A 26,634-nucleotide genomic window follows, 5' to 3' on the forward strand; every position below is an offset into this window, starting at 1 on the left:
CAAGAAGATATGGACCTATCAGATCTTGAACTCCACGACGCCAATCTGCTTGCAGTTCACTTTGACACCACGATACGCACAGTTGAAATGCGTTTGGCCTATTACCCCAATGCTCAATCACGGGAAAGGGTTCTTGGCACCTCGCGTTTTTCCGGTGTTAGCTATTTCAACCAACTTGCAGATCTGGCGCAGCTTGAGAGCCACTCAGCCGCGGGAAATATTAGCTATTGGGTGACGAATGAAACGCCTGGCGTCAGCTACCTTTATCTGGCACGAGGCCTCATCGCAGTGACGGCAACATCTGTTGAACTTGTTGAATCCGCTTAATACTCTCTACTCTCTTGGCTTGCTGCGCACTGCCTAACCGTCACCCCTGGCCAGACTATCCGCCACAGTATTCCTGTGCCTGGGAATCCACTGAACCTGCACACGGTCGAACCCCGCCAGCAGGGCGCGCGCCTTGTCATAAATATCGGCCAGCCGCGCGATAGGCTTGGCAGGGGCTCGCGCCAGTTGTTCGGCAAGAATGCTGTTGTCGGTATAGAGCAGTACCTCGCGCGCGCCCAGTTGCTGCAACCAGTGCAGCGCATGGATGGCGGCACGCGCTTCGGCTTCGTTGTTGCAACCCGTGCCGGGCAGTGCCACGCTGAAACTGTGGCTTTGCCCATTGGGCGCCAGGGCCGCGCCGCCAATGCGCATGCGCCCGGGATTGGGGAGGGCGCTGCCGTCGACATGGACGGTCCAGAGTGAGGATTGCATGGCTGCAGCATAGCAGTCGGCCATGCGTGACGTATGTTGCATATCCTTTCCCCAGGCCATTGCCCCATGGCGGCGACGCGGCAATAGGTCACAAAAGCTTCATCGATATGCCATGCCGAGGTCACAGAACATTCAGATACTTCCTGCCGATCCATCCCATACAACGCAGGAAAGTTCGGAATGCAAAACTGGAAGAAGCTCGTGGCGGCCGCAGCCGCATTGGTGGCCGCAGGTGCGGCATATGCCCAAAAGACCGAGCTGACGGTCTATACCGCGCTGGAAATCGACCAGCTCAAGGCCTACGAAACCGCCTTCACCAAGAGCAACCCCGATATCGCAATCAAGTGGGTGCGCGATTCGACGGGCGTCATCACCGCCAAGCTGCTCGCCGAAAAGGCCAACCCCAAGGCGGACGTGATCATGGGCGTGGCTGCATCGAGCCTGGCCATTTTCGACAAGAACGACATGCTGCAAGGCTACGCGCCCAAGGGCCTGGAAGCCATTACCGCCAAGTACCGCGACAGCAAGAACCCACCGCACTGGGTGGGCATGGACGTGTTCGGCGCCACCATCTGCTTCAACACGGTCGAAGCGAAGAAGCGCAATATTCCTGTGCCCACCAGCTGGCAAGACCTGACCAAGCCGGAGTTCAAGGGCCAGGTCGTGATGCCCAACCCTGCATCGAGCGGTACCGGCTACTTCGACGTGGCCGCCTGGCTGCAGCTGTTTGGTGATGACAACGGCAAGGGCGGCGGCTGGAAGTACATGGACGCGCTGCACGAGAACATCGCCCAGTACACCCACTCGGGCTCCAAGCCCTGCAACATGGCGGCCCAGGGCGAGTACGTTGCCGGCATCTCGTTCGAATACCGTGGCCACGCAAACAAGGCCAAGGGCGCGCCTATCGACCTCGTCTTCCCCAAGGAAGGTCTGGGCTGGGATCTGGAAGGCATCAGCATCTACAAGGGTACCAAGCATGAGCAGGCCGCCCAGAAGCTGGTGGATTGGGCCGTGAGCAAGGATGCCATGGAGCTGTATGGCAAGAACTTTGCCGTCACCGCCATGCCCGGCGTGGCGCCCAAGCTGGCCAATATTCCTGCCGACTACGAATCGCGCCTGATTCCGCTGGATTTCGGCAAGATGGCCGATAGCCGCGAACGCGTGCTGGCCGAGTGGACCAAGCGTTACGACGCCAAGAGCGAAGCCAAGAAGTGAGCGAGCGGGAAACAGCGTCCATGAATGCAGAACTGACCGGACAGAGCGCCGCCGCAACGGCCCCTTTGCCGTTGCGTGACACGTCGTACGCATTTGAGCCCCTGGGCGCGCCGGCGGTGCGCCCGCAGGATACAGGTGTCCCGTACCTTGACATTCGTCATCTGCACAAGCGCTACGGCAGCTTTACCGCGCTGCAATCGGTCAGCCTGCAGATCCAGCGCGGCGAGCTGGTGTGCTTTCTGGGGCCTTCGGGCTGCGGCAAGACCACCTTGCTGCGGGCGATTGCAGGGCTGGAAGCGCAGACCAGCGGCGAGGTGTGGCAGGACGGCAAGAACATCTCCGAGCTGCCTGCCGCCCAGCGCGACTACGGCATCGTGTTCCAGTCGTATGCGCTGTTTCCCAATCTGACCGTGGCGGACAACGTGGCCTACGGCCTCGTGAGCCAACGCCAACCCAGAAGCCTGGTGACGCAGAAGGTGCATGCCTTGCTGGAGACGGTAGGCCTGTCGGGCAGCGGCCCCAAATACCCGGCACAACTCTCGGGCGGACAGCAGCAGCGCGTGGCATTGGCCCGGGCGCTGGCCATGTCACCCGGCATGCTGCTGCTGGACGAACCCCTGTCTGCGCTCGACGCCACGGTGCGCGTACACCTGCGCAATGAAATCCGGGCGCTGCAGCAGCGCCTGTACGTGACGACCATCATGGTCACGCACGACCAGGAAGAGGCCATGGCCATCGCCGACCGGGTGGTGGTGATGAACCATGGCGTGGTGGAGCAGGTGGGCACGCCGATGGAGATTTACCAGCGGCCCGCCACCCCCTTTGTGGCCGAATTCATCGGCAAGGCCAACAAGCTCCAGGCCATTGCGGCAGGAGATGGCGGCATCACCCTGGGTGGCCACAAGCTGTTCTGCCCGCAGACGCCGCAGCTCGCCAAAGGCCAGGCGCTCGATGTGTACCTCCGCCCCGAGGACTGCAGCGTGCACAACTGCACGGCAATGCCGCCTGCCGCAAGCGTGCCGCCCGCGACGGGCGCGCCCGTGTGGACGGGCCGTGTCGAACACATGGAATTTCTGGGCGCCACCTGCATCGTGCACGCCGAAGTGCCGCGCCTGCCCGAGCAGCGCATTCAGCTGCAGCTGTCGCTTGCGCAGTGGACCCAGCTCGATGTGCAGCCTGGCCGCTGGCTGCAGTTCTCGGTCAACGCCACACAGTTGAAGATTTTTGCGCAGAGATATTGATAGCTGCCAGCGCTTGATGGACGGGCGCTAGTGCCTAATTTCACTAGAAACCGCGCCGGGCTTAGACAACAACGGCCCTTGGGCGCTCGGGCCGCGCAGTGCAGGCGGCAGCGGGCTTTCGGAGCTTTATGACTTCTTCCACCACCACCCTGAATAGCGGCACGGCTCCATCGGGCTTGCGCAGCGCGGGTATTCGCACAGCCCCCGCTGATCGCATGGGGCACGCCGGGCTGCTTCTTCTCACCGCGCTGCTGGTCGTCGGGCTGCTGGCTCCGCTGGCTGCCTTGCTCAGCCACGCGTTTGCCCCCGGGCAGAACGGGGAGGGCGCGGGCCTGGCCCGGTTCATCCAGTACTTCCAGTCTCCAGCCTTGCTGCGCAGCCTGTGGAACAGCATCTGGGTGTCGCTGCTGGTGACCGTGTTCGTGGTGCCTCTGGCTTTTGGGTTTGCCTATGCCATCACGCGCTCTGGCATCCGTGGCAAGGGCGTGCTGCGCAGCATCAGCCTGCTGCCGCTGCTCGCGCCATCGCTTTTGTCGGCCATCTCGCTCATCTACTGGTTTGGCAACCAGGGCGTCTTCAAAGGCACGGTGCAGGCTTTCGGCTTTGACAGCATCTACGGCGCGCCCGGCATCGTGCTCGCCCAGTGTTTTGCCACCTTTCCCCATGCCCTGATGATCATGGTGACCGCGCTGGCCGTGGGCGACCAGCGCCTCTACGAAGCCGCTACCGCCCTGGGGGCGAGCCGCACGCGCCAGTTTCTCACCGTCACCCTGCCTGCCGCGCGCTATGGCGTGGTGTCGGCAGCGCTGGTGGTATTCACCCTGGTGATCACCGATTTTGGAATTCCGAAGGTGATTGGCGGCAATTTCAACATGCTGGCCACCGATGTCTTCAAGCTCGTGATCGGACAGCAGGATTTTCAGCGCGGTGCTGTGGTGGCCTTGTTGCTGTTGCTGCCTGCCGTCATCACCTACCTGATTGACCGCCAGGTGCAGAAAAAGCAGACCTCGGTACTGACGGCGCGTGCCGTGGTGCTGCAGCCTACCAGGCACGCGGCCACCGACCGCACCTGTGCAGTGCTTGCCTGGGGCATGGCGGCGCTGATGCTGGCCATGTTCGGCATGGCGATCTTTGCATCGCTCGTGCAGTTCTGGCCGTACCAGCTGGGCCTGACCTTGTCGCACTACACCAGTGGCCTGGTGGATGCCGGTGTCGATACCGCCATCTTCAACAGCCTCACCATGGCGGTGAGCGCCGCGATTGCCGGCCCCGTGGTCGTGTTCACTGGCGCCTACCTGCTGGAAAAGACCAAGGGCATGAACGCCGTTCGCCCGGTGCTGCGCCTTCTGGCCATGGTGCCCATGGCTGTACCCGGGCTGGTGCTGGGCCTGGGCTATATCTTTTTCTTCAATGCGCCGGGCAATCCGCTCAATTTTCTGTACCAGACCATGCCGCTCATGGTGCTGTGCACGGTGATGCACTACTACACCACCGGCCACATGACCCTGGTGACCGCGCTCAAGGCCATCGATGGCGAGTTCGAAGCCGTGAGTGCGTCGCTGAAGGTGCCTTTCTACCGCACCTTGTTCAAGGTGACCTTGCCCATGTGCCTGCCCGCCCTCCTGGAAGTGTCGCGCTACTTCTTCGTTGCGGCGATGACGACGATCTCGGCCGTGGTGTTTCTGTATTCACCGGATACGCGGCTGGGCGCCGTTGCCATCCTGAACCTGGACGAAGCGGGCGACATGGCTGCCGCCGCCGCCATGGCCGTGATGATTGCCGCCATCAGCTGCGTGATGACCGTGCTCTACCAGGTGGCAGGCTGGTGGCTGACGCAGAAGACCCAGGCATGGCGCAAGCGTTAGTTGTTAATAAATAGTGTGCTAGCCCAATGTGGATGCGCGCAGTGCTATCAAATTTCATAGCGTGCCGCCAGTGACATGTTGGACAAAAGGGAAAACAGTGAGCAGTTTTGATGTGATCGTGGTGGGCGCGGGCATTGTAGGCCTGGCGCATGCGTATGAGGCTGCCCGCAAGGGCCTGAAGGTGTGCGTGGTGGACCGTGACGTCGCTTGCGTGAGTGCATCCATCCGCAATTTCGGCTTTGTGACCGTGACCGGGCAGGGCGCAGGCGACACCTGGCGGCGCGCGCGCTACGCCCGCGACGTGTGGGCCGTCATCGCACCGCAAGCCGGCATCCAGGTGGTGCACCAGGGCCTGAACGTGGTGGCGAGCCGCGAAAAAGCCGTGGACGTGCTGAACGCCTTCATGGCAACTGACATGGCCCAGAGCGTGGGCTGCGAGCTGTGGAGCCCCGAGCAGGCCGCGCGGCACGCGCCTGAACTGAAGCTGGGCAATGCCCGGGCCGTGCTGCACAGCCCTGTCGACCTGCGCGTGGAGTCGCGCCAGGCCATTGGTCAGCTCACGCGCTGGCTGGCCGAGCAGCACAACGTCACTTTTCGCTTTGGCGAAGCCGTGCTGGAAGTGGCTACGCCCAAGGTGGTAACCGCCAAGGCAACCCTGCACGCAGAGCGCGTGGTGGTCTGCACCAATGCCGACATCCATGGCCTCTACAGCCAGTTGTTTACCAAGCACCAGGTGCGGCTGTGCCAGTTGCAGATGCTGCGCGTGCGGCCGCAGGCGGGCTTCAAGCTGACAGCCTCCGTCATGGGCGACCTGAGTCTGGTGCGCTACCACGGCTACAGCAAACTGCCACAGGCCCAGGCACTGCTTGCGCAACTGCAGCAGGAAGAGGGCGAGAGCCTCGCGCATGGCATCCATCTGATCGCCGTACAAAGTGCCGATGGCAGCCTGGTGGTCGGAGATTCGCACCACTACGGCGCGTCGGTTGCGCCTTTTGCGATGGACGATGTGGACGAGCTGATGCTACGCCACATGCGCGAGGCACTCCATCTGGGCGACTACATGGTGACGGAGCGCTGGGTAGGCATCTACCCCTCGGCGCCCGACACCGATTGCTTCATCGAGGCGCCGGACGACGCCACCCGGGTTGCCGTGGTCACCAGCGGCACCGGGGCCAGCACCGGTTTTGGCGTGGCGCATGACACCTTCGAGAACTGGTAGGCCACCGTGCTGCCATGGTGCGGCCCGTGCCTTGCCCCCACAACCTTGAAACCATTGGATATCCGAAATGACGAACTTTCACCATACCGACCGCGTTCAGGCCGTCGTCTTTGACTGGGCCGGCACGATAGTCGACTTTGGCTCGCGTGCCCCCATGGGCGCCTTTGTCCAGCTGTTCAAGGACTTCGGCATCGACATCACCATCGCGCAGGCACGCGGCCCCATGGGCTCTGCCAAGTGGGACCACATCCATGCGCTGTGCAGTCTGCCGGAGGTCGCCGCCCAATGGGAGCGCAAATATGGCAAGCCCGTGGCCATCAGCGATATCGACCACCTGTATGAAGTATTCACCCCGATGAACGCCCGCGTGGTTGGCGATTTTGCCGATTTCATTCCCGGGGCGCTCGATGTGGTGGCCCGGCTGCGCGCCGATGGCATCAAAATCGGCAGCACTACCGGCTACAACCGCCCGATCATGGATGTGCTGCAACCCATTGCCGCCAAGGCGGGCTACGCGCCAGACAACATCGTCTGCGCCGGCGATCTGGCCGCAGGCCGCCCCAGCCCCTTGATGATGTACCGCTGCTTTGCCGACCTGGGCGTGTGGCCCGCATCTACCGTGGTGAAGGTGGACGACACCGGCGTTGGCATTGCTGAAGGCTTGAACGCGGGCTGCTGGACGGTGGGCGTCGCCATCAGCGGCAACGCCAACGGCCTGTCTCTGCCCGAATGGCAGGCACTGCCACCGGCCGAGCAGGCGCCAGTGCGCGCATCTGCCACCCGGCAGCTGCAGGAGGCGGGCGCACATTTTGTGATCGACAGCGTGGCAGACCTGCTGCCGGTGATTACCCAGATCAACGAGCACCTTCAAAAACAGGAGCTGCCAGCGCGCGCTGCGTAAGCGTTGGGGGCCATTTTCATCCAGAAAAAAGCCGCTGCAGATCATGCCTGCAGCGGCTTTTGCAATTGCCAGGCTGGCCTGGGCTTAAAGCTTAGGGCTTGACCTTGTAGGTATCACCCAGAACCACACCTTCGCGGCGCGGATCGGCGCCGCCGGTGAGGCGTGCCTCGCCCGCGCTGGAGGCAGTGCGGATCACCGTGCCCACGCCGCTCGACTGGGCATTGACCGACACGGTGTGACCCATGGCGCGCAGCGCCTGCACCAGCGGATCGGCATCGCCATTGTTGGCCGCCACGATATTGGGGTGCTCGCCGCCCAGATTGGTGGTCTTGCTGTTGGCCGCGCCAAAGTTCACCAGATTGGTGGCTTGTTGCGCATCCAGGCCCCAGTCCAGCGCGCCTACCAAGGTCTTGGTGACAAACTGGATGATGGTGCTGCCGCCAGGCGAGCCCGTCGCCATCTTGAAGGCGCCGGGCGTGCCGTCTGCATTGGCATCGAACACCAGGGTTGGCGCCATCGAACTGCGGGGACGCTTGCCAGCTTCGAGCTTGTTGGCGATCGGCAGGCCATCTGCCGAGGTGGGCGTGGCAGAGAAATCGGTCAACTGGTTGTTCAGCACAAAACCTTGGGTGATGTGGTACGAACCCATGCCCGCTTCCACCGTCGTCGTCATGCTCACAACGTTGCCCTTGGCGTCGACAATGGTCATGTGGGTGGTGCCGTTTTCAGCCACCTTGCTCACACCCATGCGGGTATTGCCGAACTGGCCTGCCGTGGCGGTGCCCATGCTCTGCTTGGTGGAGATGAGTGCGGCGCGGCTCTTGAGGTAATTCTTGTCGAGCAGGGTAGAGCCCACAGGGCCGGGCAGGGGGGTGAAGTCCGTATCAGCCACATACACGTCGCGGTCCGCATAGGCGAGGCGCTCGGCTTCGCTGACCAGATGCACGCCCATGGCCGTCGGCTTGCCGCCTTCCAGATCCAGCGCCGTAGGTTTGTGCGGTGCCAGATCAAAATTCTCCAGCACGCCCATGGCCTGCGCCACCGCAATGCCGCCGGACGATGGGGGTGGCATGCCACAGATCACATACTTGGCGCGGTAGGTGGTGCAGACCGCATCGCGCTTCTTGGCCTGGTAGCCAGCCAGATCGGCCATGGTGGTAACGCCCGGGGTGATGGGCGTGCCTGTGGTCACGTTCTGCGTTACGCCAATCTTGTTCACGATACCTTGCGCCACGGCGCCGGTATAGAACGCATCGGCGCCACCCGTGGCAATCTTGGTCAAGGTTGCTGCGTAGGCGGGGTTGGTAAACGTCTGGCCCAGGCTCTTGGTGGATCCGTCTGCATTGAAATACAGCGCAATCGCATCGGCATCGGCCTGCAGCGCCGTCTTGGCGCCCGCCAGCGCATCCGACATGCGGCCGCTGATCTTGAAGCCATTGGTGGCCAGATCAATACCGGGCTGGATCAGGTCCTTCCAGGGCTTGCTGCCGTGGTCCTTGTGCGCAAGATCGAGCATGCGCACAGCGCCTGGCGTGCCCACCGCGCGGCCACTGGCACGGGCGCTGGGCTGCGGCACGGTCTTGTCGGCATCGCTGATGTAGCGCAGGTAATCCGGCGTGGCTGCGGCGGGCGCCGTTTCACGGCCATCATAAGCCGTCACTTTCTTGCTGGCCGCATCGTAATACAGCATGAAAGCGCCGCCGCCAATGCCGCTCGATTGTGGCTCCACCAGCCCCAGCACCATCTGCACGGCAACCGCCGCATCAACCGCAGAGCCACCGGATTTGAGCACCTCGCAACCTGCCTTGGACGCCAGCGGATTGGCAGTGACCACCATGTACTTGTTGCCTTCCACGGCCTTCTTGCCAGTGCGATAGCCAGAGGCAAGTTCGGGAAACGATGGATCGCCTGGCAGGCCAGACCCCACCACCACCGAGCCGTCGTTTGTGGACGCCTCACAGGCCGTGCTGACCAGCTTGTCGTCATTGCCGCCAGAGCTGCCACAGCCCGCCAGAGACAACAACACAATCGACCCCAATGCCACAAGGCTGTAGCGTGGTGACACGGAAGACGCAGGATGGGATGGGATTTGCATTGGGTAATTTCTCCTTGGATGGGCCAAGAGGAAATTGTGGACGCAAAGCTTCTTCACGGAACACAGAATTACCCAGAGTTAACCCTGAATGTCGTCTGGATCGAGAAAAGGGTTTGATCTGGGTTCATTGCCGAGGAATGCGGTCCATGGGGTTGTCGTGTTACTCCATTTTTAACTTAACATAATATACATCGTATCAATTAAAGAAGAAGTACGGCCTGCGCCGCCATGACCCAGACACCCGCACCCGCATTGCGTCTCGATTTCGGGACATGTACCGCAGTGCTGGCATGTCTCGCACTCAGGCTGCGCAGTTTTTTCAGGTCAGCGAGCGCACTTTGCATAACTGGGAAAGCGGCATGCATGACATCCCGTACACCGCGTACCGGCTGATCCGCCTGCACCGCGGCTACGAGCTGCCCAGCAAGGGCCAAGCGGTCATGGCAGTTATCGCGGCGATGGCGCGCAGTGCATGGCGGCGTTGGGTCATCTCAGGCATCAACTGCACCAATCAAAGGTCCGGTGGCTCGCCTTTGGCGAGCAAGGATCGCGCCCATTTCTCCAACGCCGGGCGGGTACGCTCCTGGTATTCAAAGGTCTGAAAGGCGCGCCGAGAGCCGCTCTCTTCCATTCCCTTCACCTTGCCAAAAAGGGGAAACCAGTAATACCCCCAAAACATCAGCCAGCGCACATCCAGCACAAAGCGCTCGTTGGGAATGCCAGCATTCGTAAAGTCGCGCTTGAGGTTGTAGCTGTTCATGTTGGGGGAGTTTGCCTTGTCAAAATTCGTCAACCACGGGTGAGGGTTGATATAGAACTGCCCTCCCCCCAACGTATAAGGCTCCTTGACCGCCAAACGCCGGTCGGCCACAACGCCTGGCCATTCCTCGCGCACCATACTCCCTTCACCATCTAGCAACTGTCGCATCACCATCAAGGTTTTTGTCTCAAAGGTATAGGCAAATTCCGCAGCACCATGGATAGCCTTGAAGCTGCCATCGGTTTGCAACTCGAAGCCAGTGAATACCTGTTTGCGCACAGGGCCTACAAACTGCTTCCAGGCCAGGTACAGCGCATAGGCTTTGCCGGGGGGCATGTCGGGGGCTTTGGGCATATCAGGCGCCCAAGGAGACCAGGGTTTGGAAATGGAAGTGCTAGCTTTACCGCAGCCCGGCAAGGGCCAAGCGGTCATGGCAGTTATCGCTGCAATGGCGCGCAGTGCATGGCGGCGTTGGGTGATCTCAGGCATCAACTGCACCAATCAAAGATCCGGTGGTTCGCCTTTGGCGAGCAAGGCGCGGGCCCATTTCTCCAACGCTGGGCGGGTACGATCCTGGTATTCAGAGGACTGAAAGGCACGATCGCCTCCACTCTCCACCATTCCCTTCACTTTTCCAAAAATAGGAGCCCAGTAATATCCCCAGAACATCAGCCAGCGCACATCCAGCACAAAGCGCTCGTTTGGAATGCCAGCATTCGTAAAGTCGCGCTTGAGGTTATAGGAGTTCATATCCGGTGAGCGCGCCATGTCCAGATCTGTCAACCACGGATGCGGGTTGATGTGGAATTGCCCTCCACCCAACGTAAAAGGCTCCTTGGTCGCCAAACGTCGGTCGGCCACAACGCCTGGCCAGTTCTCGCGCACCATACTTCCTGCTCCATCAACCAGCCTCCGCATCACCATCAAGGTCTTGGTCTCGAAGTTGTAGGCAAACTCGGCTGCGCCATGGATGGCCTTGAAGCTGCCATTGGTCTGCAGTTCGATACCCGTAAAGTAACTTTTGCGCACAGGGCCTACAAACTGCTTCCAGGCCAGGTACAGTGCGTAGGCTTTGTCGGGGGGCATGTCGGGGGCTTTAGGCATATCAGGGGTCCAGGGAGTCCAGGGCTTGGGAATGGTGGCGCGAGCGCCGCAGCCCAGCACCGGCATGGCTGCCAAGGCAGTAGCCATGCGCAAGGCGTGGCGGCGATTGCTGAAATTAGTGGGCATGGGTGCTAGCAGCATGACCCATTGGGGCCCTTGGGCACCGGGTACTTGCGGTTGAGATAATCCAGATAGGTGCCGTCCATGGAATGCGCCTCGATGGGGTTCCATTGCGGATTGGCAAAGACATTGCTGGTGGTGTTGGGCGCCATGCCAAAGGGCCGGTTGGTATTGCGCTGGTCTGCGCCAATCAAATGCGGCACCGGATCGGAAAAGTTGGTGAACTGGGTGTAAGTGGGCCCGGTTGGCCAGCCACGCTGGGCGGTGCCAAACGAATAGACGCTCATGTTTTGCATGGCCCGGTTAGCGTAGCCCTTGCCATGTTCTTTTTCCATCTTCTCATACGCAATACCAAGCCCAGTCTGCGCATTCAACCCGCCTTCGCTGTGCGCGAAGATCGTGACCTTTTCGCCGCGTGCACTCATGTCCTGCACCAGTTGGGACAAGGACTGTGCTGCTTTATCCGAGCTATCCCCGTTGATCTTGCGGTTGGCATTGGCAACGTCGCCACCAATGCCATCGGTGGCGTTATACACGCCAATCACTTCGGCGCAGCGCGAATCGGCAATCTTGTGCATGGTGGCGCAGGCGGCCTCGGGCGGGGTATTGATGCCATTGGTGTAGATGATTTTGGGAAATACCTTGCCCGAATTGGCACACCCCCTGGGCTTGGCACCTTCTTCGGGCGGTGTGCTGCTGGATGTGGGGCAGCCCTGGCCCATGTACTGACCGTCTCTGTCTTGCGTACCTTTGGGTGCAAGCAGGTAATCCACACACGGCTCCGCAAGTGGAAACCGCTTGATGAAGGTTGCAACGCCGCCTGCGACCGTTGCGACGAGGTAATTTTCTGCAAACTGGGCTGCCCACTCTGCGCCTTCCCCGATGCTGGAGGCCGCATCGGAGACCGCCTTTGCGGCACTGTTGGCAGCGTCCCCCATGCTCTTGATGGTGTCGCGCGCGGGTATCAAAACGGTCATGGTAGTCAGAACATGTGTTGACGAAAGTCAGTAGCGGTTTGCACCACGGGGCCACAACTCAGGAGGCAGCGGTAATTGAGGAGGCGGCACCTTGAAGCCTTCGCCACGCAAGTGGGCAAATGCGTTCATGTATTGCTCAAGCCATTGGGCCTTTTCCATTTGACTTAGTGCTTTGGATTGCAGAACGGCGCCGGAGGCTGGGTAATAGCTTTCAAAGTCGTGCCCCAGGCAGACCAGCGCCGCGGCATATTGCGCGATGAGTGCAAACTCGGTCATCGGTATGTGCGCAGCGCGCCGGTCGACTGCATTGCGCAGTTCGCCAAACAGCGCTTCGGGCAGGTTGGTCTTGGCAGCCCCCGGCGCCACTTGCAAGAACCAGATGGCCAGGTTGTAGAGCATGGTGTCGCGTCGCAGTCGGTTTTGCTTCTGGGTGGAATAGACATCGATCCGCTCCAGCATCATGGCCTCCGTGCGGGGTGGGAAGTGGGCTGTGGCCGGGCCTGCCCCGCTGGCTGCCCCAGAGCCAAGGTGATGGTCTGCGTCTGCAGAACCGATACCCCGGCCAGCTTTTGCAGGAAGGTTTCTGGTGCAAGGCTGTAGCGGTAGATTTCACTAACAGTCTCGCGCCCGGCCACGAGAGTGGTTCTCACCCCTTCGACCGCGTAGCAGTGCACAAGCTTTTCAAACATGGCGTAGGAGGCCCGGAGGCTGAGAAACGGCAAGGTATCGCGTAGTACCCGAGGGTCGTAAAAGCGGTACAGCGCTTTGAGGCTTTCGTTGGTATCAGGAATAGCTACATAAGCCATCAGCATTTTTTTCAGGTGCAGCTTGACTTTGGTCATGTCTTTTTCAGACGTGGCGAGAAATACGCCCCAGGAATCGCCCCAGCCTTGGTTGAACCATTGGTCAAACAACGGTGAGCTGTCTGTGGCAGCGAGCAACCAGGGGCCTTCGCGCCCCATGGTGAGAAACGCCTGACCATCAAGCAGACTCACTGCGGTACCGGGGTGCTTTTGGAGATGCTGCTCTATGAGCGCATAAACCAGTCCATTGCGGCGGGCGCCGTCTGCAATGACCCAATATGAGAGACCGTCGCTTCGCAACGCAGTACTGATGCCGTTGGCGCGGATCTGTGCGAGAGACATGGGCTGCGCCTGTGGCTTCACCCCCTGCTGCCCTGGTGTGTTTGGACTCATCAAATTCACCCCGCCCCGTACGTGTTGTTTGATACGCTCATTCCTGTAGCCCTCCTGCTTGCCCGGCGGCCCCCTGGGGATGTGGGCTTACGTAAGGCGAGCCTTGATCCGAGGCTTTTTTGAGGCAGTTGCCGGGTGCTGTGCGTCCAATGCGTACGGTGCTGCTGCCTTCTGCCACGCACCCCTTGCATTCCACCTGATCGCCAACCCGGGCAGCCAGCAGGCCCAAGCCCCCAATGCGCACAGTAGGCTCGCCGGTGATGATTTTTTCCTTGTGCCTGCCGTGCTGCACAAGATCGCCCTTTCTCGATGCGAGCAGCCCTTCGATCCGGACGGTTTCACAGCCCTGCAAAATAGTGCCACCGCCTTTCTTGTGCAATACGCCATCGGTAATCCTTGCTGCCGGTTGTCCCATCGATAAACTCCTTATTTATATGGGTGCATGCGTCGCTTGCTGATCAGCTTTTGCCACCCGGATTCCATCCCGGTGTCGCACCTGCAGGAGAGGAGCCTCCCGAAGCACCGCTACCCATGCCATTGCTCATATCACCCATTGCGCCGCCCGACAGCACATTGCCCGCCACTCCGGCCAGAGCACCCAATCCACCTTCTTTGACGGCCTTGGTCAGCTGGGCCAGCCCTTGCAATTGCTGCACCGCGCTCAACGCGCCCTTGAGGCCTGCGCCCATGCCACTGAGGTTATCCATGAGGCCATCGAGCTCGGACATGGCAGGAGGCGGGGGTGGAGGTGGAGCAGGTGGCGCATCCGGTGCAGGTCTGGCCTTGCCGCAATTGATGTCCACACCTGCGCTGTCCATATTGATGGCACTGCCTCCAATGACTTCGACATGTGTGCCCTGCAGGTAAATGCCGCCTTCGCTTTGGAGAACAATCTTCGCTGCACCGCAACTGAGTTCCAGATGGTCGCCAGCGGTTTGCAATATCACCTTGCCCGCTGCGTGCTGGCTGTATTCGCCGATGTTGACCTTCCACACCTTGCCAATGTTCAGCTTGAATGTGTCTCCGACCCCCATATCGCTGTTCTTGGCGACATCCAGGCTATGGTCATTGCCGATCTTGAAGCTCTGGTCGTGACCAATCTGTGAACTCTGGTTCACGCCTACCAGCGTATTCATCAACATCCCGACATTCACGCTATACGCAATGCCGATGTTGCTCATGCGTGCAATACCGACATTGTCGAGATTGGCAACGCCGGTTGTTTCATTCTTGATCTTTGCGGTCTTGATCGTCCAATTCCTACCGATGGAATCACTCTCGTTGCGACCTATGGTCTTGTCCCGATTGGCGCCGATTTTGACTTTCTCGTTGTTGCCAACATCCTCGGTCCGATCAATACCAATCGATATCTTCTCGTTCAGGTCTACCCGCTCCTTGCGGTTCTGGTGGATGGTGATGGTTTCGTCCAGGTCCACCTCTTCGGTCCGCCAACCGTGTACGTTGATCTTCTCGTTGCGGTCCACCACCTCGGTTCTGTCGCGGTGGATGGTGTTGAATTCATCGCGGTCGATGACCTTGCTCCGATCTCTACCGACCCACTTCGACTCATCGTTCTCTACCTCGGTGAGCTGGTCTTTCTGCGCATGCAGCCACAGCTGCTCTTGTCCCGCCTTGTCTTCAAAGCGCAGTACATTGGCTGTGCCGGGGCTGTCCTTCAAGCCGTCGCCAGATGTGCCACCCTGGCTGCTGCGGGTCTTGATGCCCGACATGGTCTTGTTGGCCGGCAAGTCCCACGGCACCGTCTGCATGGCGTTGTACACGCGCCCGGTGATGATGGGGTAGTCCGGGTCACCGTTCAGAAAGTCCACAATCACTTCCTGCCCGATGCGCGGGATGTGCATGCTGCCGTAGTTGCTGCCCGCCCAGGTCTGGGAGACGCGTATCCAGCAGCTGCTGTTTTCATCAAAGCTGCCGTACCGGTCCCAGTGGAACTGCACTTTAACCCGCCCGTATTTGTCGGTGTAGATTTCCTCGCCCGCCGGGCCTGTGATGACCGCCGTCTGCGGCCCCGTGGTGTGGGGCTTGGGGGTGACGCGTTGGCTGCGGTACGCCGTGCTTTTGGGCATGACCGCAAAGCTGATGCGGTACGTAGTGCCGCTGTCGATGCCCCCGCGCTTGGCGGCGCCCGAGCCCCCTGCTCCGTCGCTTCTGCGCACGTTCTCTTCAAAGCGGTAGTGGGCCGATTCGATGAGGTATTCCTTGTTCTGGTCCCCCCGCGGGTATTTGCTGAAGGTAAAGAGGTAGCCGGGGGCGATGTTGCGGGCATTGCCCTCGCCTTGGGCTATTTCCCGCTGGGCCTTTTGCTGCTCGATGCGGATGCGCGCATAGTTCTCGCCGTCCCCGGACTCGGTGTAGCCCCCCGGCCACTCGTATTGCTCTCTGCTGTCTTCGCTGTGGCCTGCGGGCTGCTGCTGGCGGGTGTCCAGGATGGCCTTGGGCTTTTCGAAGTCGTAGTCGTCGGCGGCAAAGTTGCCGCTGGCTATGTCTTCTGCAAAGACCCAGCCGTCGATGAAGTCTTCGTCGTGGACGTGCGCTGCCCGGTTGTTGGGGTAGTAGGCAATGGTGGTGGGGCCATTGGGCAAAGGGCTGACAGAGCCGATATCATCAGCGAGCACGAGTTTGTGGCTTCCATTGCTATGGGCAAAGAAGTAGAAGATGCCTTCTTCTTCCATAAGGCGCGAGACAAAGTTGAAATCTGTCTCACCGTACTGGACGATATAGGTCCATTGCCGGTAGTGGCCGGTTAACCGGTCTTCAATGGAGAAGCCATATTTGCCCAGCACGTCTTTGATAATGTCGGGCGCTTTTTGGAACTGGAAGATTTTGAAATCGGAGCGGCGTGTGGCATGCCACAGCCAGGGCCTGAGCACCGCTTCGTAGGCGCTGAAATCGCCGTCTCTGCCGATGTAGGTGAACTGGGTGACTTGGCCGGAGATGAACCGCTTGCCCCCGCCGCCCTTCTCCGTGGTGAGGTCCACCTCGATGCTCATGTCCTTGCCCAGCAAGGATTTGGCGGGGATGCCAGGGAAGTTGCCGAGCAGCCGTACCCGAAATTCGAACAGCCGCGATATCTGCTCCGAGCCCTCCAGCGAGCGAAATTCCAGCTCTTCGCCCAACGGGCTGTGCGCAATGAATGTGCGATTCAATCTCTGCTCCTCCATGGAGATTGGTAACTGCAGGCGGTATTTGCCTTGTCACCTGTTTTTATTCCAGGGAGGATTTTAATGATTTTGCCTGAATATAATATCTATATATCAATATACATATTCAATACAACAACAGTCAGAATATCTACGCAAATTACTTTCAATTAATCAATTTCTTCTATTTATACGAAAAATCAAATGTCAAATAGACTCGCCTTGAAAGACAAGACACTCATGAATGCCAGATACTTCTGTACGTGACGCAGACCTGCTCAATAGAGGAGATCAGGCGATAGTCGGCGCCGAAATTTGCTGAATCCGCGCGCACTCCAGTACGCCGACGGTCACGGTCTATGGGTCGTTGCCGTTGCTAAGGGCAAGGCGGGCCCGTATCGATCCATATCGCATGACAGCATGGGTCTATTGCTGCTGAAGAAAGTTGACAACCATCCATGAACCCTGCTGCAATGGCGAAAATATTTCTCGAAGGGATTGATAAAAATTCCATGAATTCTTGGTTTTTTTAAAAAAGCCATTTCATATTCATCGGCTCTTGGGGCGGTTGCGAGGTATTGCATTCAGCATTTCCATGTCCGTCCAGGCTGCCTATGATATGTAAAGACTCCGGATCAAGGCCAAGGCCATCTCAGCCTGATTCGATGCTTTTATATAAAAATCATGATCAATGGGATGGGTTTGCTTGAACACAAACTGCCACATGGCGGCCTTTGCAGGAGCTTCTATGTCACGATCAACTCGCCATCGATTTGCGGTGTCCAAGTCGCCTCTGGGCGTCGTTACCGGCCTTGGATTGATGCTATTGGGTACCTTCGCCCATTCCGCTTCCGACACGCCCTCCACCCAGTTGCGTCCGCAAGATGTAGCGGTGCTCGCGGCCAGTTGCGCCAACTGCCACGGCGCGGATGGGCGCAACTCCGGTGGCATCACCCCATTGCGCGGCCTGCCGCAGGAATATTTGCTGCAACGGCTGCAGTCGTTCAAAGCCGGAACTGCCAAGGACGCCACGGTGATGGACCGCATGGCGAAGGGCTATGACGACGCGCAACTTCAAGTCCTGGCCCAGTGGTTCAGCAAGGAGAAGCCATGATGCCAATACGCCGTAGAGATCTCCTGGGGGGTGCAGCCGCCGGAGCGGTCAGCTTGGCCATGCCCGCCATTGTTCGTGCCCAGGCAGCCTCGGCCCACGTGGTGGTCGTGGGCGGGGGGTTTGGTGGAGCCACCGCCGCTCGCTATCTGCGGCGGTTTGCGCCGCACATCAATGTGATCTTGGTAGAGCCCTCCGAGCGCTTTTACACTTGCCCGTTCTCCAATCTGTACCTGGCTGGGCTGCGCAGCTGGGACAGCATTGGCCATGGCTATGACGGTTTGCGCAAAGCCGGTGTGACCGTGGTGCGGGCGAGCGCTGAATCGGTTGACGGCGCAGCACGCAGCATCAAGCTCTCCGATGGTCAGACGCTGCGCTATGACAAGCTGGTGCTCTCGCCCGGCATTGATATGCGCTGGAATGCCCTGGAAGGTTATGACGAGGCAGCAGCCCAATGGGCGCCCCACGCCTGGAAGGCCGGTGCCCAGACCCAGTTGTTGAAAAAGCAACTGGAGGCCATGCCCGATGGCGGGCGCTTTGTGATGGTCATCCCCGACAACCCGTTCCGCTGTCCGCCCGGCCCTTACGAGCGGGCGGCCATGGTTGCGCACTATCTGAAAACGCACAAGCCCAGAAGCAAGATTCTCCTGCTGGACAGCAAGGACCAGTTCTCCAAGCAAGGCCTGTTTATCCAGGGCTGGAAGGCGCTGTATGGCGACATGATCGAGTGGATCAAGCAATCTGACGATGGCAAGGTCGGCCGCGTGGATGCCAGGCGCCTGGAGGTGGAAACCGTCTTTGGCAACCGCTATACAGCAGACGTCCTCAACGTGATTCCTGCGCAGAAGGCGGGGTTCATTGCCGAGCGTGCTGGTGTGGCGGACGCAAGCGGCTGGGTGCCGATCAAGGCGGAGAATTTCGAGTCCCGGTTGGTGCGCCATATCCATGTGCTGGGCGACGCCACCATTGCAGCGCCCATGCCCAAGTCCGGCTTTGCCGCCAACATCCAGGGCAAGGTCGCCGCAGCGGCGATTGCCGCCGAGTTGGCAGGCAGCGCTCTGCCGACTGCCTCGTTTGCCAATACCTGCTACAGCTTTGTCGGCCCGGACTACGGCATTTCTGTGGCGGGGGTTTACCGCGCTCAAGAGGGCAAGCTGATGGAAGTGCCCAACTCTGGCGGGGTCAGCCCCGCCAACAAGGATGCCGCGTTCCGCAAGGCCGAGGCGGACTACGGGGCCGCCTGGTACAAAGCCATCAGCACTGATATCTGGGGGGCCTGAGATGCAGGGCTGGCGCGTGCGTGAAGGCGCCTTCTGTCAGTAGTCAGCAGCAAGCGGATTGCAAACTGTTTGCAATCCGCTTGCTGCCCCCGAATAAGGCGCCAAGGTCTCCATCAACTCAATGGATCAACGGATCCTAGCTTTACCTGCCCTGAGATGACAGCGTGCCCGTAAATCCAGCACCTTCGCACACAGGCATTTTCCTATTTGCCTTGGAGGGTTTTTGGCCGAATGGGAGTGCGCCATTGGTGCAGAAACCCAATGTCTTCTTGGTCATCGCATCAGGGGTAAACCAGGCATGCATTGCTTCTTTTTCCATCATATGAAAGTGCTCTGAGAAAAAAATATTTTCTCAGAGCACCCATCCGCAAAATGCACCCTGGTATGCACAATATTCGGCAGATGCATCCTTCAGCCGCATAGCTTGCGGGCTTGATTTGACTTATGTCAAGACTCCAGGGATTTCTGCACTTTCATGTGGCACTTTCATAGGGATGAAAGATCATTAAATTATGATCAGGCCAGAAACTAAGCATGTATCAAAATAAAATTCCCTGATTAAAATTCATTTCTTGTTATATTTTTTGCATTGATTTCATCGATGCATTTTGCCTGTTGCATATTTATCATCTAAGCGCTTGCCACAGAGAAATAATTTCTGAGATTTTGGACAACCGCTTACCCAGCGATACAGGTGTTGGGTCTCAGGGCGCATCCCTTGCGTTTTCCATCAACGCCCAAGCGAATAGAAACCTTCATTCAGGAAAAGGAGTGAGAATGGCGCAAACCAAAAAAATGACCGTGGTGCAGCTGACCATGCTGACCGTGGTCAACATGCTTGGGTCTGGCATTGTTCTGTTGCCCACCAAGCTGGCACAGGTGGGGGCCATCTCCATCCTTTCCTGGCTGGTCACCGCAACGGGCTCGCTGGCACTGGCCTATGCCTTTGCCCAGTGCGGCATGCTCAGCCGCAAATCTGGCGGCATGGGGGGCTATGCGGAATATGCGTTTGGCCGGGCCGGCAACTATCTGGTGAACTACACCTATGGCACGTCTCTGTTGATCGCCAATGTGGCCATTGGCATCACTGCGGTGGGCTACCTGACGGAGCTGTTTTCTCTGCAGCTGAGCCCCGTGGGTGTAGGCCTCATGACGATTGCATTGCTGTGGATCACTACCATTGCCAACTTTGGCGGTGCCAGCGTGACCGGCAAGATTGGTGGGGTCACCGTCTGGGGCGTGATTCTGCCGGTGGTTGGCGTCTCCACATTTGGCTGGTTCTGGTTCAGCCCCAGCACCTACGCCGAAGCCTGGAACCCGCATGGTTTGTCGCTCCTGCAGGCAGCCAGCTCTTCCGTGGCCATCACCCTGTGGGCGTTTTTGGGAATGGAGTCTGCCTGCGCCAACGCCGACGCGGTGGAGAACCCCGAAAAGAACGTGCCAATTGCCGTGCTCGGTGGCACGATCGGCGCTGCCGTGATCTACATCGTCTCGACCAACGTCATGGCGGGCATCGTCTCAAATCCGGAGTTGGCGGCCTCCACTGCGCCCTTTGGCCTGGTGTTCGCGCACATGTTCACCCCCCTGGTCGGGCAGATCATCATGGGCCTGATGGTGCTGGCATGCATCGGCTCGTTGCTGGGCTGGCAGTTCACCATTGCGCAGGTGTTCAAAAGCTCGTCGGACACCGGCTACTTTCTGCCGATCTTTGCCAAGGTGAACAAGGCAGGTACCCCTATCGTGGCCATGCTGATCTTGCTGGCCGCCCAGACTGGCCTCGCCCTGCTCACCATCAGCCCCGATCTGACCAAGCAGTTCGACACGCTGGTGAACCTGGCGGTGGTGACGAACATCGTGCCCTACATCCTGTCCATGGCGGCCTTGATGACCATCCAGAAGGTTGCGGGCGTGCCCCCTAAAAAGGCCTTGTTCGTCAACATCATCTCGTGGATCGCTGCAGCCTACAGCTATCTGGCCCTGTACAGCTCGGGGACCGAGGCCTTGATGCTCGGCGGCGTGGCAACCATCGTGGGCTTCACGCTCTATGGCTTTGTCAGCACCCGCATGCTGCGCCTGGACCAGGAGCGAGCTGCAGCCACCACTACCAGCCATACCGGCAACACAGCCTGACGCAGACCGCAAGCGCATGTTTTCGCCCTCCTCGCCGCCACACGGCTGGGCAGCGCTTGCGAACATGCTCTCCCAACAGGGGATTTGTCCCCTTGAACCTTTTCGAATTCATCACAACGGAGCCTGAAGATGTTTTTCAAAGCCCTGGACTATCCAACCGTCATTATCGACAGCGAGTTCGACTCGCCCCGCCTGCGCGGCAGCATCATCCGCGCCCTGGCCGAAGAGCTGGAGAACGCAAACCAGCGTGTGATGGCCAATCTCACGCTCGATGATGCGCGTGTGGCTGCACGCACCTATCTGGCAGCCTCCGCAGTCCTGATCTCCATCGACGCACATGAGGATGCCGAGGAACAGTTCCGCAAGATCCAGGATCTGCTGGAAGACAACCTGGCGCGCCACCCCCACCTGCCGGTGTTCTTTTATGGCGAGCGAGGTTCGGTGGAGAAGGTGCCGACCAACCTTGTGAAATATGCGCGCGGGTATTTCTACCTGTTTGAAGACACCAAGAGCTTCATCGCGCGGCAGGTGATGCGGGCGGCCGAAGAGTACATGGAGCACCTGCTGCCGCCCTTCTTCAAGGCACTGATCAAGCACACGGCCAAGTCCAACTACTCCTGGTACACGCCGGGGCATGCGGGCGGCGTGGCCTTCACCAAATCGTCGGTGGGCCGAGCCTTCCACCAGTACTATGGTGAAAACACCCTGCGCAGCGATCTCTCGATCTCTGTGCCCGAGCTGGGCTCCCTCCTCGACCACAGCGGCCCCATACGAGAGGCAGAGGCTGACGCCGCCAGAAACTTCGGCTCCGACCATACCTTCTTCGTGACCAACGGCACCTCTACGGCCAACAAGATCGTCTGGCATGGTACGGTGGCGCGCGGCGATGTGGTGTTTGTGGATCGCAACTGCCACAAGTCACTGCTGCACTCGCTGATCATGACGGGAGCCATTCCCGTGTACTTCTCGCCGAGCCGAAATGCGCACGGCATCATCGGGCCGATCAGCGAAGACCAGTTCTCGCCCAAGGCCATGCAGGCGCGTATCGCACAGGTGCCGCTTGCCGCGCAAGCCATGAAAAACGGCGCCAAGCTGCGCATTGCGGTGGTGACCAACTCCACCTATGACGGCCTTTGCTACAACGCCGAGAAGATTGCCAAGAAAATTGGCAGTGCCGTCGATTTTCTGCACTTTGACGAAGCCTGGTACGCCTACGCCGCCTTCCATCCCTTCTACGAGCATTACTACGGCATGGCCAAGGGCAAGCCGCGTGAGCAGGATGCCATCGTCTTCACCACCCATTCCACCCACAAGCTGCTGGCGGCGTTTTCGCAGGCATCCATGGTGCATGTGCGTGACAGCCGCAAACGCAAGCTCGACATGGGGCGCTTCAACGAAGCCTTCATGATGCACACCTCCACCAGCCCGCTGTACCCGGTGATTGCGGCCTGCGATGTGGCCTCCAAGATGATGGAAGGCGCTGCCGGTGAATCACTGGTGCAGGAAATGCACGACGAATCCCTCGCGTTTCGCCGAGCCATGCTGCAGATCGAATCCGACCTGGACAAGAAAGACTGGTGGTTCAAGGTCTGGCAGCCCGAGCCCGTGGCCAAGCAACTGCGCAAATCCTCATCCCACATTCCACCTGCCCAGGCCAAGGACTGGCAACTGCGCCCCGAAGCCCAGTGGCACGGCTTTGACAAGCTGAGCGACGACTTTGTCATGATCGACCCTATCAAGGTCACCCTCACCATGCCTGGGCTGGACATGGACGGGCACATGGACAAACAGGGCATCCCTGCCAGCGTGGTCAGCAAGTTCCTGTGGACGCGCGGCATCGTGGTCGAAAAAACCAACCTTTACTCGCTGCTAGTGCTGTTCTCCATGGGCATCACCAAGGGCAAGTGGGGAACCCTGGTGGCGGAACTGATGAGCTTCAAGCAGCACTACGAGGCCAATACGCCTCTGGCGCAGGTATTGCCTGACCTGGTGGAGAGCTACCCGCAGGTCTATGCCGACACGGGGCTGCGTGACCTGTGCGACCGCCTGCACCAGTTCAATGTGAGCCACGATGTGCCCAAGGTCATGCGCGAGATGTACGTCGAGCAACCCGACATGGCCATGATTCCGGCAGAGGCCTACAACCTGCTGGTGCAGGGCAAGGTCGAGAAGGTGGAAGTCAAAAAGCTCAAGGGGCGCATCGCGGCTACCATGCTGGTGCCCTATCCCCCAGGCATTCCACTCATCATGCCTGGCGAGCGCTACAACGAAAAGGCAGATGCCATCTTCCAATACCTGCAGATTGCCGAAGAACAGGATGCCCAAGTACCCGGCTTTGAGTCCGACATACATGGCCGCGAAGTTGAGGTGGATGAAGCTGGCAAGCGCCGTTATCTGGTGGAAGTTCTGGCTTCGTGAGCACTGCCAGAACAAGCAGGCGGGCAGGCTTGTGCCGCTGAATGCGTTGCAAAAGCCTGCGTAGCCTGACCCTTCTGATGGATGAAACCGCAAACGCCCGATGGAACAACATCGGGCGTTTCTGTTTTGCATTGCCTCAGCAAGCCCTGCAGACGTGATCTTGGTAATTTTTCACCCTGTTAACAGCCATTTTTCATGGTTTTGAATGAAAAAATCAACGAGAGGACGGGAGTGGACTTCACCATTCCATCAACTGGCCAGCAATGCCATTCAGCCGAAACTGCCGAGCGGGCGCTTTTTTACCGGATCGGCTTATGCAGCCAGGAAAACTCAAATTAAATTCATTTATTTCAATTTGAATTTGAGTTCTGCAGATCATTCATGCGCAATACACATTTATCGCCACTGGAAGGCCGTTCCACTGAAACGGCAATCAAATCAGGGCAATGCACGACCAGGCCGGTGTAGATGTATTTGCACAGGTTTTCCAAGGTGGCTGGGCCGAGATTGGGAACCTCATCGAGAAAATGGTGATCAAGCTCATTTCGAACACGCTCAATCTTCTGGCGCACATCACCCAGATCCTGCAGCATGCCTGATGCTTGCGATGGCTCGCCACGCAAAGTGATTTCGGCGTGGTAGGTATGTCCATGTATCCGGCGGCTCCCGACTGCGTCCACGGTGCGATGGAGTGTATGTGCGGCTTCAAAGATGAACTTCTGGCTCAGTTCGTACTTCATCGTATTCCTGTGATTTTGTGCGTCTGCAGGCTCAGATTCCAGCGCGGGTGCTGAAGACAATAGGCAATGGCGGCTGCAGTATTCTTGTGCTGTTCGAAATCGTCCAATGGCTGGAGATAGAACCTGTCGAAATTCAGATGAATGAAATTCGAGGGATCCACATGGTTTTGCGGATAAACCAGCTTGAGTTCCTGCCCTGCATCTACGGCAAGCGCGTTATTGGCCTTGGGGCTTACGCATAGCCAATCAATACCTTCTGGAGGCATGAGCGTGCCATTCGTCTCCATCGCAATGAAAAAGCCCTTCGCGTGCAAAGCGGCGACCAAGGCTGCATCCGCCTGCAAAGCAGGCTCTCCGCCCGTGAGAACAACAAAACGGCGGTCAACATTCTCTGATGGCCAATGTGCCTCAATAGCGGCGGCGAGCTCGGTGGCAGACGGGTACTTGCCGCCTCCCTCTCCGTCGGTACCCACAAAATCGGTGTCGCAGAACCTGCACGCCGCTGCAGCGCGGTCTTCTTCCCGACCGCTCCACAGGTTGCAGCCCGCAAACCGGCAAAAAACCGCTGGGCGCCCCGCATTGGCACCCTCCCCTTGCAGGGTGTAGAAGATTTCCTTGACGCTATAAGCCATGCTGCGCAACTTGTTGAAAATGTGCGTATTGTAAGGCCCGACGCCTTTGGTTTGCGGGTAGCGGCGTGTATGCGGGTGTGCTGTGGCGGGCGTGCGGCCAGCCAGCCGCACGCGTAGGCGCTCACGGGCTTATGCACCCGTGGCACCCAGCTTGCGCTACGCCTCCATTGACCGCCGGCGGGCGGCGAAGCCAGCAGCCATTGGCATCAACAACAGCATCCACCCCACACCCCACGCTCCCAACCCCGGCACAGGTGCAGGTGTCGAGCTCTGCTGCACCGCAGTAGTAGCGCTTGCCGTGCATGGCGCGCAGTTACCGCCCGCTGGAGGCGTGATGGTCGCGACATTTGTGATGGTCTTGGGTGCTGTGAAGCTCACCTTTGCCGTGACCGTGTAGACCACCGAGCCGCCAACAGGAAGGCTCGTGATCGTGTCACTGATGGCTCCGCTTCCAATGCCCGCGCAGACAGCTCCTGCACTGGTTCTGCATGTCCACAGCTGGCTGGCAATGCCCTCGGGGATCGGATCCCTGATGACAGTGCCATCTGCCGGCACGCTTCCGCCATTGATCACCGTGACCGTGTACTCGATCGTGCCGCCCACTGCGACCGTCTGCAGGTCTGCCGTCTTGGTGATCTGCAGTTGTGGCGTGGAGCTGCCGGTGACAGACGCCGTGCATGGCGGCGCCTTCAATGATGCAGCTTTCGCTTGCGAAGCCTTCATTGCGGCAGCCTTCATGTCCACCCCGCACACGCCCTGCCCGGATGGGGTAACGGTCGCCGTGTTGGTGATGGACGCCGGTGGCGCGCTGCTGACCGTGGCAGTGACGGTATAGGTGACAACAGCGCCTACAGGGAAGGTTGCGATGGTGTCACTGATCGCCCCATTGCCGCTGGCTGTGCAAGTGGCACCGCCCGTGGCAGCGCAAGCCCAGCTTTGCTGGGCAATACCGGCAGGGACGGCATCGCTCACCGTGGCTCCATCGGCGGCAACAGAGCCCGCGTTGCTGACGGTGACCGTGTAATGCACCGTGCTGCCAGGAGCCAGAACGGTAGTGTCGGCAGTCTTGCTCACCTCGATGATCGGGGCTGAGCCGAGAGTCACCGCTGCCGTGCAAGGCGCTGCGGTGTTGCCTGGCGCGCATACGCCATTGGCTCCGGGGGTGGCGCTTGCGGTGTTGGTCACCGTCGCTGGCGGCGCATTGCTCACCGTGGCCGTGATGGTGTAGATGGCCATAGCACCTGCAGGAAGGCTGGCGATGGTGTCGCTGACCGCTCCTGTGCCGCTGGCCGTGCAGGTGGCCCCGCCTGCTGCTGCGCAGCTCCAGCTCTGGGCCGTGATGCCCGCAGGCATCGGGTCGCTCACGGTGGTGCCGTCTGCAGCGACTGCGCTGGTGTTCTTCACAGTGACGGTGTAGGTGACGGTGCCGCCCGGGATAAGGGTGCTGGTGCCCGCCGTCTTGGTGATCTCCACCTGCGGCAGCGGTGTGCTGCTGGCCGTGGCCGTGCAAGGCGGGGCCGTGTTGCCCGGCGCGCAGGTGCCCGCCGGTGGCGTGGCGCTTGCGGTATTGGCAATGGACGCCGGTGGCGTGTTGCTCACGGTGGCGGTGACGGTGTAGGTCGGCTTTGTTGCACAAATCCGGGCCGCAGCGGTAGTAGGCTCGGATGATGAGTGAGACGAACTGGGGTCGGCGCAAGTACCGCACCACAA

Annotated in this window: 22 protein-coding genes and 1 pseudogene; 10 read left to right on the forward strand and 13 right to left on the reverse strand. The window is 59.6% G+C overall.

Features of this window, described 5'->3' with window-relative positions; translation table 11 throughout:
* Nucleotides 1–9: 9 nt before the first annotated feature.
* Entirely contained in the window at nucleotides 10–327 is a 318-nt protein-coding gene (locus ABIE32_RS17600; RefSeq protein ID WP_429018032.1) for a hypothetical protein, read from the forward strand.
* Between the two features lie 33 nt (nucleotides 328–360).
* Here the strand turns inward: ABIE32_RS17600 and ABIE32_RS17605 are convergent, their stop codons facing one another.
* Entirely contained in the window at nucleotides 361–759 is a 399-nt protein-coding gene (locus tag ABIE32_RS17605) for a ribonuclease HI family protein (RefSeq protein WP_429018033.1), read from the reverse strand.
* 180 nt (nucleotides 760–939) lie between these two features.
* On the opposite strand from ABIE32_RS17605, the gene ABIE32_RS17610 reads away from it, so the two are divergent.
* The 5 genes from ABIE32_RS17610 (at nucleotide 940) to phnX (ending at nucleotide 7,200) form a co-directional block, all read left to right on the forward strand.
* The gene (locus ABIE32_RS17610) at nucleotides 940–1,974 is read left to right on the forward strand and encodes a putative 2-aminoethylphosphonate ABC transporter substrate-binding protein (protein WP_429018035.1); all 1,035 of its coding nucleotides are present in this window, start codon (nucleotides 940–942) and stop codon (nucleotides 1,972–1,974) included.
* A 20-nt stretch (nucleotides 1,975–1,994) separates the two neighbouring features.
* The gene (locus tag ABIE32_RS17615) at nucleotides 1,995–3,215 is read left to right on the forward strand and encodes a putative 2-aminoethylphosphonate ABC transporter ATP-binding protein (protein WP_429018036.1); all 1,221 of its coding nucleotides are present in this window, start codon (nucleotides 1,995–1,997) and stop codon (nucleotides 3,213–3,215) included.
* 128 nt (nucleotides 3,216–3,343) lie between these two features.
* Nucleotides 3,344–5,080: a putative 2-aminoethylphosphonate ABC transporter permease subunit gene (locus tag ABIE32_RS17620; protein WP_429018038.1), complete on the forward strand. Its 1,737-nt coding sequence runs from the start codon at nucleotides 3,344–3,346 to the stop codon at nucleotides 5,078–5,080.
* Nucleotides 5,081–5,177: 97 nt separating this feature from the next.
* Nucleotides 5,178–6,299 (forward strand): TIGR03364 family FAD-dependent oxidoreductase, encoded by a 1,122-nt coding sequence (locus ABIE32_RS17625; protein ID WP_429018040.1) that lies wholly within the window; start codon nucleotides 5,178–5,180, stop codon nucleotides 6,297–6,299.
* Between the two features lie 67 nt (nucleotides 6,300–6,366).
* The gene (gene phnX / locus ABIE32_RS17630; RefSeq protein WP_429018042.1) at nucleotides 6,367–7,200 is read left to right on the forward strand and encodes a phosphonoacetaldehyde hydrolase; all 834 of its coding nucleotides are present in this window, start codon (nucleotides 6,367–6,369) and stop codon (nucleotides 7,198–7,200) included.
* Nucleotides 7,201–7,291: 91 nt separating this feature from the next.
* Here the strand turns inward: phnX and ggt are convergent, their stop codons facing one another.
* From ggt to ABIE32_RS17670, 8 genes are all read right to left on the reverse strand, one after another.
* Nucleotides 7,292–9,295 (reverse strand): gamma-glutamyltransferase, encoded by a 2,004-nt coding sequence (gene ggt, locus ABIE32_RS17635; protein ID WP_429018044.1) that lies wholly within the window; start codon nucleotides 9,293–9,295, stop codon nucleotides 7,292–7,294.
* A 511-nt stretch (nucleotides 9,296–9,806) separates the two neighbouring features.
* On the reverse strand, nucleotides 9,807–10,553 hold the full coding sequence (locus ABIE32_RS17640) for a hypothetical protein (RefSeq protein WP_429018046.1): 747 nt from the start codon (nucleotides 10,551–10,553) through the stop codon (nucleotides 9,807–9,809).
* 3 nt (nucleotides 10,554–10,556) lie between these two features.
* Entirely contained in the window at nucleotides 10,557–11,234 is a 678-nt protein-coding gene (locus ABIE32_RS17645) for a hypothetical protein (protein WP_429018048.1), read from the reverse strand.
* A 56-nt stretch (nucleotides 11,235–11,290) separates the two neighbouring features.
* A complete protein-coding gene (locus tag ABIE32_RS17650; RefSeq protein ID WP_429018050.1) occupies nucleotides 11,291–12,256 on the reverse strand; it encodes a hypothetical protein in 966 nt (321 codons plus the stop codon).
* Between the two features lie 27 nt (nucleotides 12,257–12,283).
* Nucleotides 12,284–12,715 carry a hypothetical protein gene (locus ABIE32_RS17655; RefSeq protein ID WP_429018052.1) on the reverse strand — a complete coding sequence of 144 codons (432 nt, stop codon included), beginning with the start codon at nucleotides 12,713–12,715 and terminating at the stop codon, nucleotides 12,284–12,286.
* The gene (locus ABIE32_RS17660) at nucleotides 12,715–13,401 is read right to left on the reverse strand and encodes a DUF4123 domain-containing protein (RefSeq protein WP_429018054.1); all 687 of its coding nucleotides are present in this window, start codon (nucleotides 13,399–13,401) and stop codon (nucleotides 12,715–12,717) included. The genes ABIE32_RS17655 and ABIE32_RS17660 overlap by 1 nt, the downstream gene beginning before the upstream one ends.
* 88 nt (nucleotides 13,402–13,489) lie before the next feature.
* Nucleotides 13,490–13,867, reverse strand: a complete 378-nt coding sequence (locus ABIE32_RS17665; RefSeq protein ID WP_429018056.1) for a PAAR domain-containing protein — start codon at nucleotides 13,865–13,867, stop codon at nucleotides 13,490–13,492.
* A gap of 43 nt (nucleotides 13,868–13,910) precedes the next feature.
* Nucleotides 13,911–16,619: a type VI secretion system Vgr family protein gene (locus ABIE32_RS17670; RefSeq protein ID WP_429018058.1), complete on the reverse strand. Its 2,709-nt coding sequence runs from the start codon at nucleotides 16,617–16,619 to the stop codon at nucleotides 13,911–13,913.
* 742 nt (nucleotides 16,620–17,361) lie between these two features.
* Here ABIE32_RS17670 and ABIE32_RS17675 point away from each other — a divergent pair.
* Both ABIE32_RS17675 and ABIE32_RS17680 read left to right on the forward strand, forming a co-directional pair.
* Nucleotides 17,362–17,727, forward strand: coding sequence for a c-type cytochrome (locus ABIE32_RS17675; RefSeq protein ID WP_429018060.1), 366 nt, complete (start codon nucleotides 17,362–17,364; stop codon nucleotides 17,725–17,727).
* Nucleotides 17,727–19,004, forward strand: coding sequence for an NAD(P)/FAD-dependent oxidoreductase (locus tag ABIE32_RS17680; protein WP_429018070.1), 1,278 nt, complete (start codon nucleotides 17,727–17,729; stop codon nucleotides 19,002–19,004). The genes ABIE32_RS17675 and ABIE32_RS17680 overlap by 1 nt, the downstream gene beginning before the upstream one ends.
* 142 nt (nucleotides 19,005–19,146) lie before the next feature.
* Here the strand turns inward: ABIE32_RS17680 and ABIE32_RS17685 are convergent, their stop codons facing one another.
* The gene (locus tag ABIE32_RS17685; protein ID WP_429018062.1) at nucleotides 19,147–19,326 is read right to left on the reverse strand and encodes a hypothetical protein; all 180 of its coding nucleotides are present in this window, start codon (nucleotides 19,324–19,326) and stop codon (nucleotides 19,147–19,149) included.
* A 455-nt stretch (nucleotides 19,327–19,781) separates the two neighbouring features.
* Here ABIE32_RS17685 and potE point away from each other — a divergent pair, with 455 nt between their 5' ends.
* Nucleotides 19,782–21,134 carry a putrescine-ornithine antiporter gene (gene potE / locus ABIE32_RS17690; RefSeq protein ID WP_429018064.1) on the forward strand — a complete coding sequence of 451 codons (1,353 nt, stop codon included), beginning with the start codon at nucleotides 19,782–19,784 and terminating at the stop codon, nucleotides 21,132–21,134.
* Between the two features lie 129 nt (nucleotides 21,135–21,263).
* Nucleotides 21,264–23,552, forward strand: coding sequence for an Orn/Lys/Arg decarboxylase N-terminal domain-containing protein (locus tag ABIE32_RS17695; protein ID WP_429018066.1), 2,289 nt, complete (start codon nucleotides 21,264–21,266; stop codon nucleotides 23,550–23,552).
* Nucleotides 23,553–23,902: 350 nt separating this feature from the next.
* Here the strand turns inward: ABIE32_RS17695 and ABIE32_RS17700 are convergent, their stop codons facing one another.
* The 3 genes and pseudogenes from ABIE32_RS17700 to ABIE32_RS17710 form a co-directional block, all read right to left on the reverse strand.
* Nucleotides 23,903–24,292, reverse strand: coding sequence for a 6-pyruvoyl trahydropterin synthase family protein (locus tag ABIE32_RS17700; protein WP_429018068.1), 390 nt, complete (start codon nucleotides 24,290–24,292; stop codon nucleotides 23,903–23,905).
* Complete coding sequence (queE, locus tag ABIE32_RS17705) at nucleotides 24,289–24,924, reverse strand: 7-carboxy-7-deazaguanine synthase (RefSeq protein WP_224152486.1); 636 nt, start codon at nucleotides 24,922–24,924, stop codon at nucleotides 24,289–24,291. Before queE ends, ABIE32_RS17700 begins: the two co-directional genes overlap by 4 nt.
* Nucleotides 24,925–25,080: 156 nt before the next feature.
* Nucleotides 25,081–26,634, reverse strand: a pseudogene (locus tag ABIE32_RS17710) (hypothetical protein); the annotation flags it as partial.

Source organism: Comamonas sp. 4034 (genome assembly GCF_050434545.1).
Lineage (GTDB): Bacteria > Pseudomonadota > Gammaproteobacteria > Burkholderiales > Burkholderiaceae_C > Comamonas > Comamonas odontotermitis.